At 43.6% G+C, this 19,503-nt stretch carries 11 protein-coding genes; 3 read left to right on the top strand and 8 right to left on the bottom strand.

Annotation, left to right across the window (positions count from 1 at the left end):
• Nucleotides 1–71 precede the first annotated feature (71 nt).
• The gene (locus J4N23_RS04690) at nt 72–419 is read right to left on the bottom strand and encodes a helix-turn-helix transcriptional regulator (RefSeq protein ID WP_207425868.1); all 348 of its coding nucleotides are present in this window, start codon (nt 417–419) and stop codon (nt 72–74) included.
• 733 nt (nt 420–1,152) lie between these two features.
• Here J4N23_RS04690 and J4N23_RS04685 point away from each other — a divergent pair.
• The 3 genes from J4N23_RS04685 to J4N23_RS04675 are packed head-to-tail and all read left to right on the top strand — an operon-like array spanning nt 1,153 to nt 6,270.
• The gene (locus tag J4N23_RS04685; protein WP_207425867.1) at nt 1,153–2,307 is read left to right on the top strand and encodes a glycoside hydrolase family 43 protein; all 1,155 of its coding nucleotides are present in this window, start codon (nt 1,153–1,155) and stop codon (nt 2,305–2,307) included.
• 14 nt (nt 2,308–2,321) lie between these two features.
• Nucleotides 2,322–4,301 carry a glycoside hydrolase family 97 protein gene (locus J4N23_RS04680; protein WP_207425866.1) on the top strand — a complete coding sequence of 660 codons (1,980 nt, stop codon included), beginning with the start codon at nt 2,322–2,324 and terminating at the stop codon, nt 4,299–4,301.
• A gap of 22 nt (nt 4,302–4,323) precedes the next feature.
• A complete protein-coding gene (locus J4N23_RS04675; RefSeq protein ID WP_207425865.1) occupies nt 4,324–6,270 on the top strand; it encodes a family 43 glycosylhydrolase in 1,947 nt (648 codons plus the stop codon).
• A 71-nt stretch (nt 6,271–6,341) separates the two neighbouring features.
• On the opposite strand, the gene J4N23_RS04670 is transcribed toward J4N23_RS04675, so the two are convergent.
• The 7 genes from J4N23_RS04670 to J4N23_RS04640 form a co-directional block, all read right to left on the bottom strand.
• Nucleotides 6,342–6,920, bottom strand: coding sequence for a hypothetical protein (locus J4N23_RS04670; protein ID WP_207425864.1), 579 nt, complete (start codon nt 6,918–6,920; stop codon nt 6,342–6,344).
• Between the two features lie 192 nt (nt 6,921–7,112).
• A complete protein-coding gene (locus J4N23_RS04665; protein WP_242689121.1) occupies nt 7,113–8,003 on the bottom strand; it encodes a family 16 glycosylhydrolase in 891 nt (296 codons plus the stop codon).
• Nucleotides 8,004–8,118: 115 nt separating this feature from the next.
• Nucleotides 8,119–9,138: a glycoside hydrolase family 43 protein gene (locus tag J4N23_RS04660; RefSeq protein WP_207425863.1), complete on the bottom strand. Its 1,020-nt coding sequence runs from the start codon at nt 9,136–9,138 to the stop codon at nt 8,119–8,121.
• 337 nt (nt 9,139–9,475) lie between these two features.
• Nucleotides 9,476–13,552 (bottom strand): two-component regulator propeller domain-containing protein, encoded by a 4,077-nt coding sequence (locus J4N23_RS04655; RefSeq protein ID WP_207425862.1) that lies wholly within the window; start codon nt 13,550–13,552, stop codon nt 9,476–9,478.
• A gap of 225 nt (nt 13,553–13,777) precedes the next feature.
• Entirely contained in the window at nt 13,778–14,887 is a 1,110-nt protein-coding gene (locus J4N23_RS04650) for a DUF5013 domain-containing protein (protein ID WP_207425861.1), read from the bottom strand.
• A gap of 35 nt (nt 14,888–14,922) precedes the next feature.
• Nucleotides 14,923–16,611 (bottom strand): RagB/SusD family nutrient uptake outer membrane protein, encoded by a 1,689-nt coding sequence (locus J4N23_RS04645; protein ID WP_207425860.1) that lies wholly within the window; start codon nt 16,609–16,611, stop codon nt 14,923–14,925.
• Between the two features lie 9 nt (nt 16,612–16,620).
• Nucleotides 16,621–19,488 carry a SusC/RagA family TonB-linked outer membrane protein gene (locus J4N23_RS04640; RefSeq protein ID WP_207425859.1) on the bottom strand — a complete coding sequence of 956 codons (2,868 nt, stop codon included), beginning with the start codon at nt 19,486–19,488 and terminating at the stop codon, nt 16,621–16,623.
• Nucleotides 19,489–19,503: the final 15 nt, after the last annotated feature.

The following is a 19,503-nucleotide window of genomic DNA, read 5'->3' as shown; positions in this document are numbered from 1 at the left end:
CTACCTCCGCCGTCAGATAAAACGAAGGAGTAATAAAGTCCCTGGTGGGTGAGTCAGACTTAAGAGATCAGTTATTGAACCGACCTTCTGCTAAGGTAGTCGTTGTGCTTTTCGAGTAGCTTAATATACTTGGTTCTCCAATATTGCGCGCTGTCGGGTTTATCAGAAACGTCGGCTTCATCTAAATCCGGGTAAGAAACATTATGTTCACTATTGTTATTGTTAAAAACCTCCGGTAATTCTGCTGAAAAATCGTGGCCTAAAACATCGCCAATTTTACAAATAACATCCTTACTCAAATGTTGTCGATTGAACCAATTATAGATAGACCTTCTGCTTACTCGTAGCTTTCTTGAGAGCTCGCTGATACTAACATTATCTCGGCGAATTACAAGCTCCACTATTTCTCCAGTATTCATATCTTTTTAAAAAATTCAACTTTTTCAATTAATACTTATCCTTAGGAAATAGCTCGCTATTTCGGTTTGTACAGGATCACGTAGTATTGCAAATTGTACACAAGAGGAGTTCGCGTTCGGGCGCTAGTGTAGTAGAAAATGGCTGCTGAATCAGGGTAGGTTAAGCAGTTTTCGGTGTAGGTGTTGTAAACAGCTTTCATATTTGATGTAGATTTAAGTAAAAGTAATTAATACTTTGTTGTTTTTTTTTAATTAAGAAAAAAATGTAAAATGTGTGAACCTTTTTCCCAATCCTGCTGGAAGAAAAGGCTTTCAAACGCATTGAGAGCCAGGCACTGTGCTCTCCAACGTGTAAAGCATAGCGCTTGAAGAACGTAACAAACTGCTGATTTTTAAAGCGACGTCGCTCTTCTTTACAATTTCCTATCGGTCTCCTTTGAAGCCCTATTTACTACCAGTCTCCTTGACAATTCTCTTCAGCAATGCAAGCATCCAGCAGTTAAGTTCCTCCCGCCGACTTGGTGCTGTGTAAAGAGGTTCACATCGTTCTTCACGTCTAGCGCAGCATCTTTTCGTCCTCTAATAACCAGAAAGTTTATTCACACAATCTTTCGTTCCAAGAAGCTGTGGAGTTTCTGATTGTTGAAATAAAATCAAACCTGTTGAACATCAAAATATCGTACTTGTCATACTGACAATTATTTTGTTAGTTTGAATCTAAACTAACCCAATAATGAAAACTGAAACGACAGGAAGCACTACAGCCTGTAGGTCCTGGTTCCGGCAAATCCTATCCTCTTCCCGGTGTCCCATCTATTGTTTACCCGGCTGTGCTAATTACACTAAAAGGCTATGTATCTTTATATTAGCATTTATTGTGCATGGGCCATTGAAAGCCCAAAGCAAAAAAGCTTCCCGCGAAGAGAAGAAACTCGCAACTTATCTGTTGGCTTACTTTAAAGACGACACCCATAGTCTCTACTTTGCCTTAAGCAACGACGGGTATACCTTCAGTGATGTAAACGAGGGTAAGCCGATTATAGCAGGTGACACAATAGCTGAACAGAAAGGAATCCGGGACCCACATATTATGCGGGGCAATGATGGTTACTTCTATATTGCAATGACCGATCTTCATATTTTCGGTAAACAGAAAGGTTACCGAACCACAGATTGGGAGCGACCGGCTGAACTATATGACTGGGGAAACAACCGTGGTTTTGTCCTGATGAAATCAAAGGATTTAATCAACTGGTCACATACTGTATTCGATGTTCACAAAGCTTATCCCGAGCTAAACGTTGCCTGTGCCTGGGCTCCTCAGCTGATCTATGATGAGCAGCTGAAAAAAATAATGATCTATTTCACGATGCGTAAGGGTAAAGGGCGAACCAAGCTTTACTACTCCTATATGGACGACGACTTTTCAAAATTTGAAACCGAGCCAAAGCTTCTGTTTGAGTACCCGGACAGCACCAGGCAGGTACTTGATGCTGATATTACACGGCTGCCTGACGGCCGTTTTTGCATGATGTATGTCGCGCAGGAAAACCCGGGAGGTATCAAAATGGCCTTTTCTGATAAGATTAACAGCGGCTACCAGTATCTTCCACAGCAGGTGGATTTCGAGCGCGGATCCTGCGAAGCACCTAATGTCTTCAAGCGACTCGGCCAGGATAAATGGGTGTTGATGTACGATGTGTTCAGTGTCAAACCGCATAATTTCGGTTTTAGTGAAACATCCGATTTCAAGAATTTCACTAACCTGAAGCGCTTTAACGAGGGTGTCATGAAAACCACCAACTTCACTACTCCTAAACACGGCTCGGTAATTCATCTCACCAGAAAAGAGGCGAAGAAGTTGAAAAACTACCATGCAAAAAACTAAACATCCTTACCCGAATGACACGCTTCATCAATAATATAAAAGGCGAGAATAAGCTTATCCTTGCCTGTTTAATCTACTGCCTGTTTCATACTCTCTCAGCCTCTGCACAGGACATCGAGATCACGAGTCCTGATAGGAAAGCGTCGGTAAAATTGATATTGGAACGTGGCCGGCCATTTTACGCAGTGAATTACAACGGTAAAATATTATTGGAGAAATCTCCTTTAGGACTGATCACGAACGTCTCCGACCTTTCATCGGGTCTGAAACTTGTGGGCCAGAAAGACTCCCTGGTAAATAAAAGCTATACAGAAAATAGAATTAAGAAGTCGCAGGTTACTTATACTGCCAACGAAAAGACGATTTCTTTAGAAACCGGCAAGAAGGAGCGGCTGGAAATCATCTTCCGGGTAAGCAATAATGATATTGCGTTCCGGTATTTCATCCCTCAAATAAATTCTACGGCGCGTTGTATTGTCGAAAAGGAACTCAGCGGCTTTGACTTTCCCTCAAATACAACCACCTTCCTCAGCTCTCAGGCTACACCTATGATTGGCTGGGAACATACCAAACCGAGTTATGAGGAAGAATATGTTCCGGATGAGCGGATCGGAACAGTTTCTCAGTACGGCATCGGTTATACATTTCCTGGTCTCTTCCGCATTGGAAGCAGTGGATGGGTGTTAATTTCAGAAACAGGGGTTCAAAGCTCCTACTGTGGCTCTAAACTGAGCGAGGGAACCAAAGATGGCCTTTACACCATTTCATTTCCCGAACCAGGAGAAAACAACGGTCTCGGGAGCGCCACTCCTGCAATTCCTTTACCCGGATCTACCCCATGGCGAACCATCACCATTGGAGAAAATTTAAAACCAATTGTCGAAACAACGATCCCTTTCGACCTTGTAGAGCCCTTGTATACACCCTCTACCGATTATAAGTTTGGTCGTTCTACTTGGAGCTGGCTCGAATGGCAGGACAACAGTATCAATTACGAAGACCAGAAAACCTTTGTGGATTTATCCGCGGCAATGGGTTACGAATTCGTTCTGATAGATAACTGGTGGGATACCCGCATCGGAAAAAATAAGATTGAGGAGCTGGTGCAATATGCCAGGTCGAAAAATGTAAACCTCTGCTTGTGGTATAACTCCAACGGTTTCTGGAGCGATGCTCCCCAGGGCCCGAAGAACAAGATGAACACTTCGGTTGCCCGCAAAAAGGAAATGGAATGGATGAAAAGCATCGGGATTAAAGGGATCAAAGTAGATTTCTTTGGTGGCGATAAGCAAGAGACCATGCAGCTCTACGAAGATATCTTATCAGATGCAAACGATTACGGCTTGGTAGTGATTTTCCATGGCTGTACCCTCCCCCGCGGTTGGGAGCGCATGTTTCCTAATTTCGTAGGAAGTGAAGCGGTCCTTGCCTCTGAAAATTTAATCTTTACTCAAAAAGCAAATGATAACGAAGCCTTTAATGCCACGCTGCATCCTTTTATCCGTAACACGGTGGCTTCCATGGATTTTGGTCCGGTCCTGCTAAATAAGCGCCATAACCGGAATAATAACGGCGGGACTACTCGCAAAACGACCGAGACCTTCCAGCTGGCCACCTCCGTTCTGTTTCAGACTCCGGTGCAGAACTTCGGCATTACGCCTAACAATTTGAAAGAATATCCAGCCTTCGTAATTGATTTTATGAAAAACGTCCCTACTGTCTGGGAGGAAACAGTATTCATTGACGGCTACCCCGGCAAATATGTAGTGTTAGCCCGCCGCCATCAGAACAAATGGTATGTGGCGGGTATAAATGCGGAAAAGAAAACGAAAGAGTTAACGCTGGATCTCCCCATGTTGGTGAACAAGAACCTGGTTTTGTATTCGGATAACAAAAGCCGGCAACCTCAAATGCAACATTTAAAGCTGGACAAAAAAGGTAAGCTCATTATCCAAATTCAGCCGCAAGGCGCAATTATATTAACAGGCAACTAAATCTCTCCCAAAAAAACCACGTATGATAAAGTTTACAACAGCTGCGATTTGCATTTTTCTTTCGCTCCAACTGTACGCTCAGAAAAAAGCACCCGCACCTAATTTTGAAGGCTATCTCTTTGCTTATTTTGAAGGGTCGGGAGATAAAACTAAGCAGGAACAGCTTCGATTCGGCGTAAGTGCAAACGCAGTGAACTGGTTTGCGCTTAATAACAATGAGCCAATTATTCCCTCTGCCCAGATTTCTCAAACAGGCGGAATTCGTGATCCTCACATCCTACGGGGAGAAGGTGGTAAAGACTTTTACATGACTGCTACCGATATGTTCGTCCACAAGAATGGTTGGGATAGCAACCCGGGAATCGTTATGCTTCATTCTAATGACCTCATTAATTGGAAGCACAGTATCATCGACGTGGCAAAGGCTTATCCCAAAACCTTCGGGCAGGTAAAATGGGTATGGGCACCCCAAACCATCTACGACCCAAAAGCAAAAAAATATCTCGTCTACTTCACGGTGCGCTTTAAGGGAGACGACAAGCTCGACTTTTACTCGGCTTATGCCACGAAAGATTTTAGTGGTTTCGAGAGAGAGCCGCAGTTGATGTTCCGCGCAAAATATGGAGCAATCGACGGCGACATCATTTACAAAGACGGCACCTACCATTTTTTCTACAAGGGAAACACGAAAGATAAAGACGGCAAGGAAATTAAAAACGGCATTCAAAAGGCGACCGGCGAATCGTTGCAAGGACCCTGGCTGGAAGATGAGAAGTATCTCGATGCTTACTCAGACAAGCGTGTTGTGGTTGAAGGCTCCAGTGTATTCAAGCTAAATAATTCAGACGAGTATATTTTGATGTACGACCTTTACACCAATCTTCGCTATGAATTTCAGCGAAGCAAGGATCTATATAATTTCACACAAAAGCCGGAGTCCTTCACTAAGAACTTTAATCCACGGCACGGAAGTGTAATTGGGATTACTAAGGAAGAAGCCCGCCGCCTGAACGCTAAATGGGGAGGAGTTCCCGGATCGTTATTGCAGCCACAATCACTATCCGACCGATACCGCTTCACTTCTACCGGTAATCCGGTGATTACTCATCATTACACGGCTGACCCTGCTGCGCTTGTGAAAGGAGATACACTTTGGCTGTTTGCAGGCCATGATTCTACCGGGGGACAAAAAAATTACAAAATGAAAGATTGGCTGGTTTATTCGACCACCGATTTAAAAAATTGGACGGAGTACCCGGTCCCCCTGAAAATAAAGGACTTCAGCTGGGCAAAAAGTGGCGACGCTTATGCGGGGCATGTCACCGAGCGAAACGGAAAGTACTACTGGTACATCAGTACAAATTGGTCGGGCATTGGAGTGGCAGTGGCCGATCGCCCTGAAGGTCCTTATAAAGATGCCCTAGGAAAACCGTTGTTAACTAATAAAGACTGCTTTGCATCTACACACTCCTGGGCTTGTATTGATCCCGCAATATTTAGTGACGACGATGGACAGGCCTGGATATTCTGGGGGAACCGGCATTGTTATTACGCGAAGCTGAAAGATAATATGATTGAACTGGACGGTCCGGTAAAACAGCTTACTTTTGAAGGCTTCGACTTTACCGAGGCACCCTGGGTCCATAAGCGGAATGGGAAATATTATTTATCTTATGCCACCGGATTTCCTGAAAAAATTGCCTACGCTACGGCGGATAAGATTGAGGGGCCCTATGAATACAAAGGGATTCTTAACGAAATCGCGGGAAACAGCAATACGAATCACCAGGCTATTATAGAATTCAAAGGGCAGCCCTATTTCATCTATCATAACGGTGGCATTCAGACGGATGGTGGTAGCTACAGCCGTTCTATTTGTATCGACAGCCTGAACTACAATACCGACGGAACGTTGAAAAGAGTGGTGATGACGACGGAAGGGGTTCAGCCGGTAAGGGAAAAAAATTAACAACGAAAAGATGTTGCAGCGGAACCGGTAATCAACCATTCGCTGCAACATCTTTTTATTTCAATAAACTACTAGCGCGTATCCCTTTCGATAGTCGCAGCAGTCCTTCTGCCCGGTAGATAAACTTGTAACCCAAAATTCAACCCGAGATTATGACCGTAAGCGCTGCTTCCGAAACCAAGCACTCCGTTGTATTTTACCAGTGCTTCCAAACCTACAGAAGGGGTTACGAAATAGCTGAATCCCGGTCCGAAGCTAAAGCCTAAGCCGTTTGTATTATCACCAAAGGCCGGGTTTACTCCTGAAATCCCAACAGTTGCCTCGCCAAAAAAACGGGAATTATTCAATACCGTGTTGGCACCTCTTGTCCCATAGTATCTGCCTAAAGCCCCAATTCCATAATTAAGGTCGGTTCCTGCGTCCTTTGCAGTCGCGAGACCGAAGGAAAGCTCTCCTCCCAGGGCCACTCCATCAGAGACAAACCAAGCCGCCTTGGGATTTAAAGAAAGGGTAAAGACGTTAGGCTCGTCGAGCCCTAAAGACAGATTAGAAATGTTTCCTCCGATCATTACGTTGCCTTCGGAAATCTGAGCTTTCATGTCAACCAGCATGAATGCTGTTAACAGAATAGTTAAAATAAACTTTTTCATAGCGTAAAAGATTATAGTTTACTAAACAGGCAACAAGCAAGAAAAACGGATGTTTAAGGCAAGAAATAATAGTATACTTTAGATAAACACTGTGAATTTTATCGTCACATTTACACTACAAATCAACACCTTACAGTCTGCGCCGAGTGGATCTTGCTGCCCGATACTTCCGCCGAAGCTATCTGCTAATTTTTATTGTTCAGGCTTCTTTTGATACACTCTGACATAGTCTACCTCAAAGCGGTTTGGAAACGCGGTATCTCCTAACTTACCGCCATTCATTCCTCCCATAGCAAGGTTGAGAAGCATGTAATGAGGCTGTTTAAAAGGATTTATGCCTGAGCCATCTTTATTTACGAGCTTACTCACTTCCACCTTGTTCAGCAGCTGATCGTCTACGAATAGCGCTATCCACTCCTCATCCCAGTCCATCCGCCAAACGTGAAATTTGTCCGCCCATTTCTTCCCGCCGAGGCTATCGAGATTATACGTTTTGCTGTACCATTCGGCCTTTTTATCCGGTCCGATACAAGCGACATTAGCCAGAATCATATTCCTGTAGTACTCCATAATATCTATCTCACCGTTAGCTGGCCAGCGACCAGATACACCCAAAGTCCACCAGGCTGGCCAGAGGCCGGCGCTGGTATTGATCCTGCCCCGCATCTCGAAGCGCCCATACTGCCACGCATGTTTTCCGGATGTATTGATACTGGACGAAGTATATTGCACATCCTTAGCTGCCCGACGCCAGTCGCTGCTAAGTATTGAATAATTAGGATTGGGCTTCGATTCTTTACGCGCCTCAATAATTAGAAGCCCATTTTCACACCATGCATTCTCCTCCTGATACCACTGCAACTCCTGATTCCGCACGAAGCCTTTTTCATATCTCCATTTACTACTATCCGGCGGTCCCGGTCTGTTAAACTCGTCCGACCAAACCAGCTTGTATCCCTCTTTAACGTACTTGCGGCCGGCGTTTGTTCCTCGGCGAAGCCAGCAACTGTTCAATAGAATTGCAAGGCATGTTGCGAGGAGAACGAAAGTCGCTTTTTGTGGCATTTTGTTATAGTTATTCATTTGAGTTATCAAGATGCATCCTTATTAAAATAGTCGGGTTCCCCTTCCCTGGTGAGACAATCCGCTTTTAACTGCTGACCAGCTTTAAAAGATTCGCAGGCAAGCACTGTTCGGTTCAGGAGCCTGGGGATCGTCGTTTATTGTTGAGCGATTTCAAATCCCATTGATCCTGCCATTTAATTTGAACAGCATCATCCTTTATCGACACCGGTAGCCATATATAGCGACTATCCTTTAAATCTTTGGGGTTCCACTTATCCGCCATGAAAATAAATTGATCCTTCTTGCCCTGAATCGGGAGCACATAAGTTGACTGACCGCCAAAGGTTAATTCTGACTGAGGTCCTATCATCGGATCGCCGATGTACTGCCATGGGCCGAACAACGATTTAGATACATGAACGCTTGCTTTGTTCGGGGCCCAGCCGGTACATCCGCTGGTGACCAAATAATACTTGTCTTTATACCTGAAGATAGCCGGCGCTTCCCGGTGTTTGCTAAATAACAACGTATCCTGAGCTGTCGGAGTCAGGTAATCATCACTGAGTTTACTGACACGCAGGTCATAATTCTCCCGGGACGAGTAGATATGATATGCGTCGCCGTTATCATCCTTAAACAAAGTCATATCCCTCGACATATTCCCATTAGGGCGGAAACTGCTCACAAACTTATAGGGCCCCGTCGCGTTGTCGCTTATTGCTACTCCTGCCCTTGCCGCTTTGTAGCCCTGCCCTTTCAATTCCAGGTGGAACCACATCACGTATTTTTTAGTCTTTTCGTTATAGAGCACCTTAGGACGTTCCATTATGCACCCTCGGGCGATATCGCTTTCAGGATCCGCGTCGTCCGGGGCTAGTGCCAGTCCCTCAAAAGTCCAGTTATAAAGATCTGATGAAGAGTACACATTCACTCCTTCTGATGCACCTCGTCCTCGCTTCTCACCAAACCAGTAATACTTTTTATTATCAAAAATTACTCCGCCACCGTGTGCATTGATTACCTCGCCCTTGGTATCTGTCCAGACCGCAGCAGGCGAAAACCTGTCATAGGAAGTACCGCGTTTGGTATTTTGAGCAAGGCAACTTCCGGTAATCCCCACCAGGAAGAATAAGCAGACAAACAAGTTCTTCATTTTATGTTCTTTTAGACGTTATCACTAAATTACCGGCGGGGTTTCTCGAACGCCCTCAGACGCCAACCTTTGAGCATACACGGATGAAGCGGAAGTGAATACCGCTAATTGAACGTTCCCGCCCTGCAAACAAACAGGGCAGTAGCAGAAGTATCATTAAGGACCTAAGAATCACCGCTTATACTAATTTTGGTTCAAATATTAGCTAAACCGACTCCATCCTTGAGGGGTAAAATCTGAAAAAGAGAGGGGTGACTTAACAAAACCCAAAAAAACAACGAACAATAGCCCTTTCCACCGCTGTCGCCGGTCAAGTTGTAACCCAGGTGTCGACACCTTACATTTTACTGATGTTCTTATTCAATTTATAAGTTTTATTAAACGGCTGTCGGAAAGCTTTTATAAACTCCGAAGGCTTCATTCCGTAAAGCTTACTGAACTGTTCCCGGAAATATTTGATATCGTTAAACCCAGCCTGAAACGCTCCCTCGTTCACATTACAATCTGTATTAATGAATAACTCTGCCGCCTTCCTCAACCTGATAAAACGGATGAATTCGTTCACCGACTTACCGGAGATCGATTTTACTTTTTTGTAAAGTGCTGAATGACTCATTCCAACTTCATCCGCAAGGATCTTAACGTTGAAATCGTCATTATCCAAATGCTTCTCGGTTATTGAAATACATTTTTCGAGGAACTCCTTATATTCCGGTGAGACCTTTGAGTTATCGGATTTAAAGGTGATCTGATTATAAAAATACCGCTGCAGATTATTTCTGCTTTTCAGAAGATTAGAGACCCTGGCAATTAAGATATCTTTATCAAAAGGTTTGGTAATATAATCATCTGCGCCTCCTTCAATACCTTTCAACTTTATCTCAGCAGAAGAACTGGAGGTTAATAAAATAACCGGAATGTGACTTAAAGCCGGATCTTCCTTCACCTTCATACACAGATCTACCCCGCTCATCTCACCCATCACAACGTCGGTTATTATGATGTCCGGAACATATTTATTGATAATATCCAGTCCCGCCTCTGCACTTTCAGATTCGTAGATTAAATAAGATTGCTGAAAAATGCGCTTTACATAATTCCTTATTTCGGCGTTGTCATCAACGATAAGCATTGTCGGTTTATCTGAGACAATAGCGGATTCAGGTACGGCGAGTTGCTCTTCTTTAGGTTTTGGCTCTTCAAGCAACTCCTCTACAAGTTCTTCCAGGAAGACAGGAGTTTCTCCCACGTGTTCATAAACAATATGAGAATCAAAATGCTCTTTTCCGGTGAGCAGCTCTACCTTAAACTCGGTGCCTTCACCAACCTTACTTGAGTAGGACACGTTCCCCTTATGACTTTCTACGTAACTCTTCACCAGGTAAAGGCCAATACCGAATCCCGCTTTGTTAGCAGCGTCTTTGCATCCTGCCTGGTAAAACTTATCAAATAGACGTGTGCCTTCCTCCTCTGATATTCCGGATCCGGTATCCGTTACTTTTATTCGGACGTGCGAAGAGAACGCTTCTATTGCCAATCGAATCATTCCTCCTTCGGGAGTGTATTTGAAAGCATTTGATAGCAGATTAAATAGAACTATTTCCATTTTTTCCTTATCGGCATAGATTGTCACTTCTGCATCTTCACATAAAAATTGAAAGTCGATGTTCTTTGACTTTGCCTGCTGCTGAAAACATAAATAAACCTCCTTGCAAAATGTCACCATATTGAACCTGGTGATCTTAAGCTCCTCAGTATCCGACTTTCTGAAATGAAGTAGCTGGTCAACCAGACTTAATAATCTGCGGGCATTCCTGTATACCACAATAAGCTCCTTTGGATCCACCTGGCTATCCCTGCTATTTAAAAACTCTTTAACAGGACTGATGATGAGGGTTAATGGAGTTCTGAACTCATGAGATATGTGTGTAAAAAACGATAGTTTTTTTTCATTCAGTTCTTTTTCCTGCTCCACTTTCAGGTGCGCAAGCTGAACCTGATACTTCAATTTTTGCTGTCGTTTTTGATAATTGTTGTAAGCATAGAGTACGCCTATAACGAAGCAGGCATAAAAACTATAGGCCCACCAGGAACGCCACCAGGGCGGAAGAATAGTTAACTGAAGCAATTTTTCATTTGGCATCCACACCCCTTCGGCGTTTGTAGCCTTGATCCTTAGCAGATATTTACCTTCCCTCAATCTGGAATAATTGGCCACCCTTGAGCGACCTGCGTATATCCAGTCATTATCCCAACCTTCCAGATAATATTTGTACACAATTTTATCGGAAGATGAATAATCGAGGCTGGCAAAATCTACAGAAATAACTGCCTTATCGTAGGGAAGAGTAAGTTCTTTTAATGCATAAAGGCTTTGTTTATCCTTGAAAGAGTCATCTGATTCGTAAGGAAGATTGTTTATTCTCAGGCCGGTAATTAGAAGATTAGGGGCACAGTTGTAGGATTTTATCTGCTCGGGAAAGAAGATATTAAAGCCTTTGATTCCACCGAAAAGAAATTCGCCGGAGCTCAGACGCAGGGCAGCATTATAATTGAACTGATTGCTTTGCAAGCCATCCGATTCAAAGAAATTTTTAAACTTCCTTGTCTTCACGTTGAACCTGGAAAGCCCGTTGAAAGTGCTTAGCCAAAGCTCTCCAGCCTTGTCTTCAATTATATTTAAAATGGAGTTAGCAGGAAGACCGTCATCCACGGTATAGGTTTTAAACTGTCCAGTCTTTCTGTTGAAATTTAAAAGCCCACCGCCCTCTGTACCGATCCAGAAGTTATTATAACGATCCTCATAAATAGATCTCACGGCAAAGTTTATATCATAAACCTTGTGTTTCTTCTGTTTTCTATCAACTTTGATCAACTGAGTAAAAGTACCAAGCCAGAAGTTTCCCTGGCGGTCTTCTGTTATAGAGATTGCGTCCCTTAAGTTAGGATCGAATAACTGAAACTTATTTAGGGAGCGATTGAAATAATATAAACCTCCGTTTGTGCAGGTACCTACCCATAAGGTTTTGGACCTGTCCTGGTACAAACTCCAGGCATTCCGGTCGTTGTATTTAAATGCGTAGTTGAAAAGGGGAAAAGTTTCAAACTGATTTGTCCTTTTATTAAATTTATTAACTCCCCCTCCGTAGGTCGCCACCCATATGTCGTTTTTATAGTCCTTAACAATACCGGCAACGTTATTATTACTGAGTGAGGAGTTATCATTAAATCTATGCCTATAGTTAGTATAGGAATTACTTTTCCTGTTCCAAAAGCTAAGCCCTTCACCATCCGTACCAATCCAGATATTTCCATTCTCATCTTCACAAAATGAAAGGATAAAATTATTTATGAGGCTTTTATGATTAAAGGGATTGTGACTTATTGTTTTAAACCTGGTTTTCCTTTCATCCAGAATATTGATTCCTCCCCTTAGTGTTCCTATCCAGATTCGTTTATCCTTATCTTCAAAAACGGCATTTACCGCCCCGCTGGTTAAACTTCCTTTCTCTTTTCCGGGCAGCAGACGCTCAATTTTATCCGCTCCCGGCCTGATAATATTTATTCCACCTCCGTCGGTTGCAACCCAGATTGCTTCTTTTTTAATCAGGCTGAGGCCATGTATGTTGTCGTTACTTATTGCACCATCCCTTTCCCTATAACTTTTTAAAGCTTTGCTTTTAAAATTATAGCAGCGAAGACCTTCTTCAGTTCCGATCCAGATCCCCCCTTTCTGATCCGCCTGCAAACATTTAGCAGCGGTAACAGAATTATTTATTAAACAAATCTTCTGCGTTTTATAGTCGTATCTGGCCAAACCCTCGCCCTGTATAAACAACCAAACCCGCTGTTGCTCATCAATGGTAATCCCCTGGACATGGTAATCTGCACTGGTACCTGTTTTGCCTTTAAATGGTATCTGCCTGGCGTGCTTGATTTTTGTCCCTTTGATCAACAAGCCCTTTCCCCCTGTTGCGATGAACACGTTCCCATGCAAATCAACTTCAAAATCGTTTACGGCATTAATAAATCTTTCTAATCCAGTGCTGTTAGTGGGTTTATAGTACAAGAAAGAAAACCGGGCAGTAATTGGATCGTAAACGGAAGCTCCTTGTTTGGTTCCTATCCAGATATTATTGCGATCGTCTTCGGCTAGGGCCACTACCCAATTATGGATTAACGAAGTCGAATCATTTAGTCTGTTACGGAAAACTTTGAAACTATATCCGTCGTACCGGTTCAGCCCTTCATACGTACCGAACCACATAAAGCCGTTGCGATCCTGGTAGATAGAAGTAACGGCGTTATTCGAAAGTCCATGTTCTATTCCCAAATAGTCCAGGGGTGGGTTCTCCACTGCATGAACAGAAAAAAGCCCGGAAAGAAACAGCGAAAAAAACAGTAAATGCTTCATCAGATAGCAGAATGAGATGGGTTATTGGTTAGTTAGTAAGCTAAGTTAACCAATTAGTACCCCAACTCCAATACCTATTTAGGATACGAACTCCGGCGTCTTAGCTCGATCCCTTCTGCAAATGGACCATTCAAGTTTGATCTGAAACGATTTAAAAGTTAAGGGACAGAACTTTCGTCCCGCCCCTATTATATAAACTAACCAATATATTAACTGTAGCAGGTTTTACAAATGTTTGGGATAGCTAAACAAGCTGACCTTCGTACTTTTAAAACCTTGTTCATTTTGCACATAATTAACCACCACTCCGACAGTAACCTTTGTTGTAGCCGTCAGCTTAAAAGTGACGTGCGGCTGTGGCTGCGCAATTCTCTGGTAAACTATAGAAGTATTATTCACGATATTACTGTAATCAGGAAGAACATCGGCATTAAGAGCAACAACAGCATAAGCCGGATCTTTAGTCCCCTGCCACTTCCAGGCTCCGCCGGAAGGATCAAAGGAGTAGGTACCTGGAGGCAATGTTATAGTTTGATATATTTTACCATTAGAAATAAGCGGAGAGCCCCATCCCGACTCCATATTCATGGTCATTCCGTCCCCATCCTGAACAAATCCCCCGACTCCTCCATGGCTAAGGGCTCCGGGACTAGCAACCCAATCTTTCAGCGTTCCCCATTTACCATTTCGGGCTGTTGCAATAAAAGGATCGCCGGGATTGAGGATGTATTTACTCGTTATATTAACCGCTGGTCCAATTACCAATGCATCTACATCTAAAACAACAAGGGTGGTACTTAAAGCGCTGTTTAGTTCATAATTGCTTGGATTGGATACCTTAACCGCTAATAAAAGATATTTACCGGCATAAGTATTAGATTTAAGTTGAGATATATCTATACCTAAATAGAATGTTGCCGCCTTACTACCCTTGGGCACCTCTAACCTGGAGGGAAGTGTGTACATGGACGCCGGCATTAATTTATACCGGGCAGGATCAAAGGTATTGTTGGCAAACAGTTCTTGAATGGTATCATTATCTACGCTGACATCTACGGAATAGGCTTCTGCACCGGGGCCTGATAAAGCTGCTCCCAGAACCACATTAATTTTACTTTCGCTCTCCTTCAACACGTAGTTATAGGTGGAAGAATCAGTACCGGAAGGCACAGGATATTGATTATTGACTCCCCCTGATTTATTGATCGCCTGTGGCATATACACCTTCGAAAATCCATATTCCAGCTTAGGATCGTCCTTGCTGCATGCGCCCAGAGATAAAAGCAAGACGATTGAGAGGAAGAACTTTATACTTATTATATTATTGAACTTCATGATATTCTTTTTTGAATTTACGATCAGTTAAGTGGTTACCACCCGGTGTTCTGGACAAGAGCACCTTGCGACTTAGCAATTTCAGCTTGTGGGAAGGGATAGAAGTACATCCTGGAAGCATCGAATACTCTATTTTCAACCACTTGCGGCGTGTACGTAAATTGTCCGGTTCCATTGCTGGTAACGGAGACTCCAGTAACCGGCTGATTGAGTACAGTGGCAGCATCTTTCCACCTTAATAGATCCCAGTACCGGTAGTTTTCAAAAGCCAGTTCGACTCTGCGCTCATGTTTCACCGCTGATCGGAAAGCCGCCTGATCTGTAACTGTTACAGCAGGCATTGCTACTCCCGGCCGGTTTCTTACCATATTCAAAGCCTGGCGGGCAGTTAGACTAAATCCATTGTTGTTATCCGGTCCGTAGGCCTCATTCATCGCTTCCGCATATTCCAACAAAACTCCGGCATACCGGAACAATGGCCAATTGTGAACTGCGGTTTGATTCTGCACCAGGTTGAGATTAGCATTAAGGAATTTCTTCAGGTAGTATCCGGTTCTGCTGGTGTTCGCTTTAGCCATATCATCAATTCCGCCCGCAGCTTCATTTATCGTACGTCCGTTCCAGGTACTGTTGTTAGTCACTACGGTAAATCCCAACCTTGGATCCCTGTTAGCATAGGGGTTAAGCGGATCAGGAACTCCCTTGTACTCATAGGCGGAGACGAGATTATGGGTAGGCGTTATACCACTGGCTCCGCCGGGGGTAGTGATGGGATAATTGCTTCTTTCGAGGCCATTACTTGCCTGATAGCGGATTGCCCAGATCGTTTCATTACTGGTAAGCGTGTTTGTACCTAGAAAGTAGTTCAGGTAATCATTATGGAGACTGTAGTTCCCTGCAGTTTGCCCGAATACTATCACGTCGTTAAGTGCAACCGCTGCTTTTTGCCACTTAGAAAGATCGCTGGTGGGGTTATGCAGCGGACTGGCAGCAAACAATAAAGCGCGACCCTTTAATGCAAGGGCCACCCCTTTTGTCAGTCTGCCGTCGTTGCTTGTAAAAGCGGAAGTCCTCCAATTTACCTGCAGGCTATCTTTATAGGTGTCTACCTCAGACGCTATAAAATTTATAATTTCATCGAAAGAAGCTTTTGGCAGCCTGGTATTGTCTGAAATTTGGAGTGTCTTTGTAACAAGGGGCACACCACCGTAGCGCTTGGCAAGCTCAAAATAATAGAAAGCTCTTAAAATTCTTGCTTCTGCCCGGTACCAGGCCATGTTCAACACATCATTATCGTAATTAATCTTGCCATTGGCGGAGATAATATCCCGGTTTAAAGCCAGCCGTCTCTTGTAATCCCCTGACTGCTCTATAAAATAGTTAGCAGCTCTTATCCCTGAATAATAGTTCGCGTAATAATTATCCGGGTTATTATAAGCATTCCAGCTTCCATTATTAAAAAGCCTTACGTTCGCATCTGTAGCGGTTTGTACGGCTTCATCCGACACTGGGGCGAAGAGATTATTATCAATCAGTGTAAATTCATTCCGTATATAGTTATAGGGAGCATTGGCCAGGGAAAACAAGGTGCTGTAGTTGGAGTTCAGGGTTTCCTCCGTCTGGGCTGTGTCGACCCGGGTATCAAGAAAATCCTTCTCACAACTGCTTAAAAAAGCGGTGATGATACATACAGAAAGTGATTTATAAATAGTTTGTAGTTTCATAAACATCTTCTAAAAAGTGAGAGAAATACCGGTATTAAACGATTTGAGGCCAGGATAACCGGAATTGGTTTCCGGATCGATGTTGTAACGTTTATCCAATGACGACCAGGAAACAGGATTCACAGCATTTACATAAACCCTGAATTTTTCAATATGGAGCCTTCTTAAAGCTGAAGCAGGCACCGTATACCCGAGCTCAATATTCCGTATGCGTAAAAAATCTCCATTCTTTATCCAGAAAGATGAGTTTTGATAATTATTAGTATTTGCCTTCGTTGTTAAGCGCGGATATTTGGCAGACGCCCTGGTGTCAATACCCTGATTGGGATAGTAGGCCCAGGCATCCCCTGCAATGGGGTACACATTCGTATTATTTACAAATGCTACCGTTTGAAAATATGCTGATGAAAGCAGGTTAACACTATTTCCGGAAGCTCCCTGAAATAAGGCAGCCAGATCAAAGCCTTTAAAAGCGAAAACGGTATTGAAAGCATAAGTAAGAGAAGGATAATTAGGATTGCCAATTTCCGTGATATCCGTCTGATCTACCCGGTTATTATTATCCAGGTCTTTATACCTGATGTCACCGGGCTGCACCGCCCCAAAAGCAGGGACAGGAATACCCGCCTTCAAAGTTCCATTTGCATTAAAATCCGTTATATCATAAAAGCCTTCAGCAACCAGACCCATTTGTGCCCCTATTGGCAAACCGGTTGTTCTGCTAAATGAATTAACCGTTGGAATTTCAGCCCGATAATTGATCTTATTCTTTGCATAAGCGACCATTCCCCCCAGATTAAGATTGAGCGCTCCGATGTTATCAGCATAGTTAGCACTTACTTCAAAGCCTCTGTTAGTCACCTTTCCTATGTTAGCATACGGTACGATCCCGCCAAACACTCCTGACAGGTCATTATTCTGAGTAACAATACCAGTGCGATTATCCCGAAAAACATCTGCAGTAAGAGATAACTTATTCAGGAGAGTAAGGTCCACTCCCAGGTTGTACTTGGTACTTTTTTCTGCGAAAATATCGGGATTGGCGGCGTATGATTGAATAGTCCCGCCATTACCTGTGAGTGAACCATTGCCTGTATAATAGGTTCCGTTGGATACGAAATATTGCTGATATAAATATCGGCCGCTGTTTGACTGGTCGTTTGCCGACTGTCCCGCAGATGCTCTTAGTTTCAATAGGCTGACAAAGGGATTATTTTTCAGAAAGGCCTCATTAGAAATGAGCCAACCTGCAGCCACAGCAGGATAAAATCCCCAACGGTTTCCAGGCGCATAATTATCAGAGCCGCTGTAACCAAACCCAGCTTCGAGGATATAGCGAGCATCAAACGTATAGTTGAAACGTCCCCCCAGATTTTGAAAATGATAGAAGATATTATTACCGGTATTCTGGCCCGGATTGTTGATATTCTGGTCTACGATGTAGTTACTGATAAAGTAATTAAGGGCACCTGAAAATGCATGGCTTCCAAAAGTTCGGTCGTACCCTGCAGTTAGGTTTACCTGCTTCCAGTCGTACTGATTAACCGGAGATGAACCGTTAGAGGTTATATCGGTTGTCAAATCAGTTGTAGTTCTTGCTCCATTTAGGAAACGGGCATAGGTAGCCGTTTTACTTGCAGCGTTTCTGGTCCAGCTGTTAAAGGAGACTGCCTCGTTCAGGAACAGGCCCGGGGTTAAAAAATCAAGTTTTTGTTTCAGATTAAAGTTAGCCTGTAGGGTGCGGTCATGCGTGGACGTCCAGCCAAGTGCTTTAAGCGAGGCGATGGGATTATCAGGAAAAAGGGTTGTGCCCGACCAGGCACCATTAACATTGTCCTGAACAGGATAAATATTTGCGGGATACTTCGAGAGATTTTCCCATAGTGCAGGACCGTTAAAATTAGGGTAGCGGCGATCTTCGATCCGGCCTCCCAGGTCAATCTTTGCTTCAAATATCTTAAAAAAGCTAAAATCCAAATTCGACCGAAGATTGAAGCGTTGTATCTGCGCATTCGAAGTTCTTATATCAGTTTCCACGTCATACATCCCGCCTTGCTTCATATAGTCGACAATAACACCGTATCTGGTATTAGGGTCGCCACCTGAAAAGACGAAGTTAGCATCCGTGTAGGAACCACTATTCTTAAGGGCCTGGTCATACCAGTCGACATTGAGGCCGGTACCATTCTGATAGGCTTGCAATTGCGCTTCTGTATATTGTGGCGTCCAGTTAAACTGATATCCGTTAATAGCGAAGTTGTCATTACTGATCGCCTGGTTATAAAGCCGTGCATAATCGTAGGACCCGTAAGGCTTATTAATGTTGATTGCCTGCTGCCATCCTGTTACAACCTGCGCCTGTACCCTCGGCTGACCTGGCCTGCTCCTTTTTGTTTCAACCCATAAAACGCCGTTAGCACCTTTCATCCCAAACGTGGCAAGTGCAACCGGATCTTTTATCACCGTAATCGTTTCTATTTCTACCGGCGAGAGGTAGGAGAAGTATGAATTGGTGGTTTGAAAGCCGTCAACATAGATGACGAGGCCAGTATTATCGTACGATCCTACGCCCCTGATAGATAAAGCAGCATCATCATAACCGGGTTCCCCGGAACGCTGTCTGACTGTCAAGCCCTGTAACCTCCCATATAAGCTGTTAGTGATATTTGCCACCGGAGTTTTGTACAGAGTTTCCCCACTCACTGATGAGGTAGAAGCTACAGATCTTTCTTTCTTGATTTTTAGTAAAGGTCCCCGCTCAACTTCTGATAGGTTGATTGAGGTATCGGATTGGGCATGTACTACTGCACCGTAATGACAGAACGAGCCGGCCAACACAAGGAATAGACCCAAAATAGAATGTCTCCGCATTTTCATCTGAAATTTTTATTT

Source organism: Pedobacter sp. SYSU D00535, from assembly GCF_017355855.1.
GTDB lineage: Bacteria > Bacteroidota > Bacteroidia > Sphingobacteriales > Sphingobacteriaceae > Desertivirga.
Note: the sequence above shows the minus strand (reverse complement) of the source record. Positions and strands in the feature narration are given on the sequence as shown.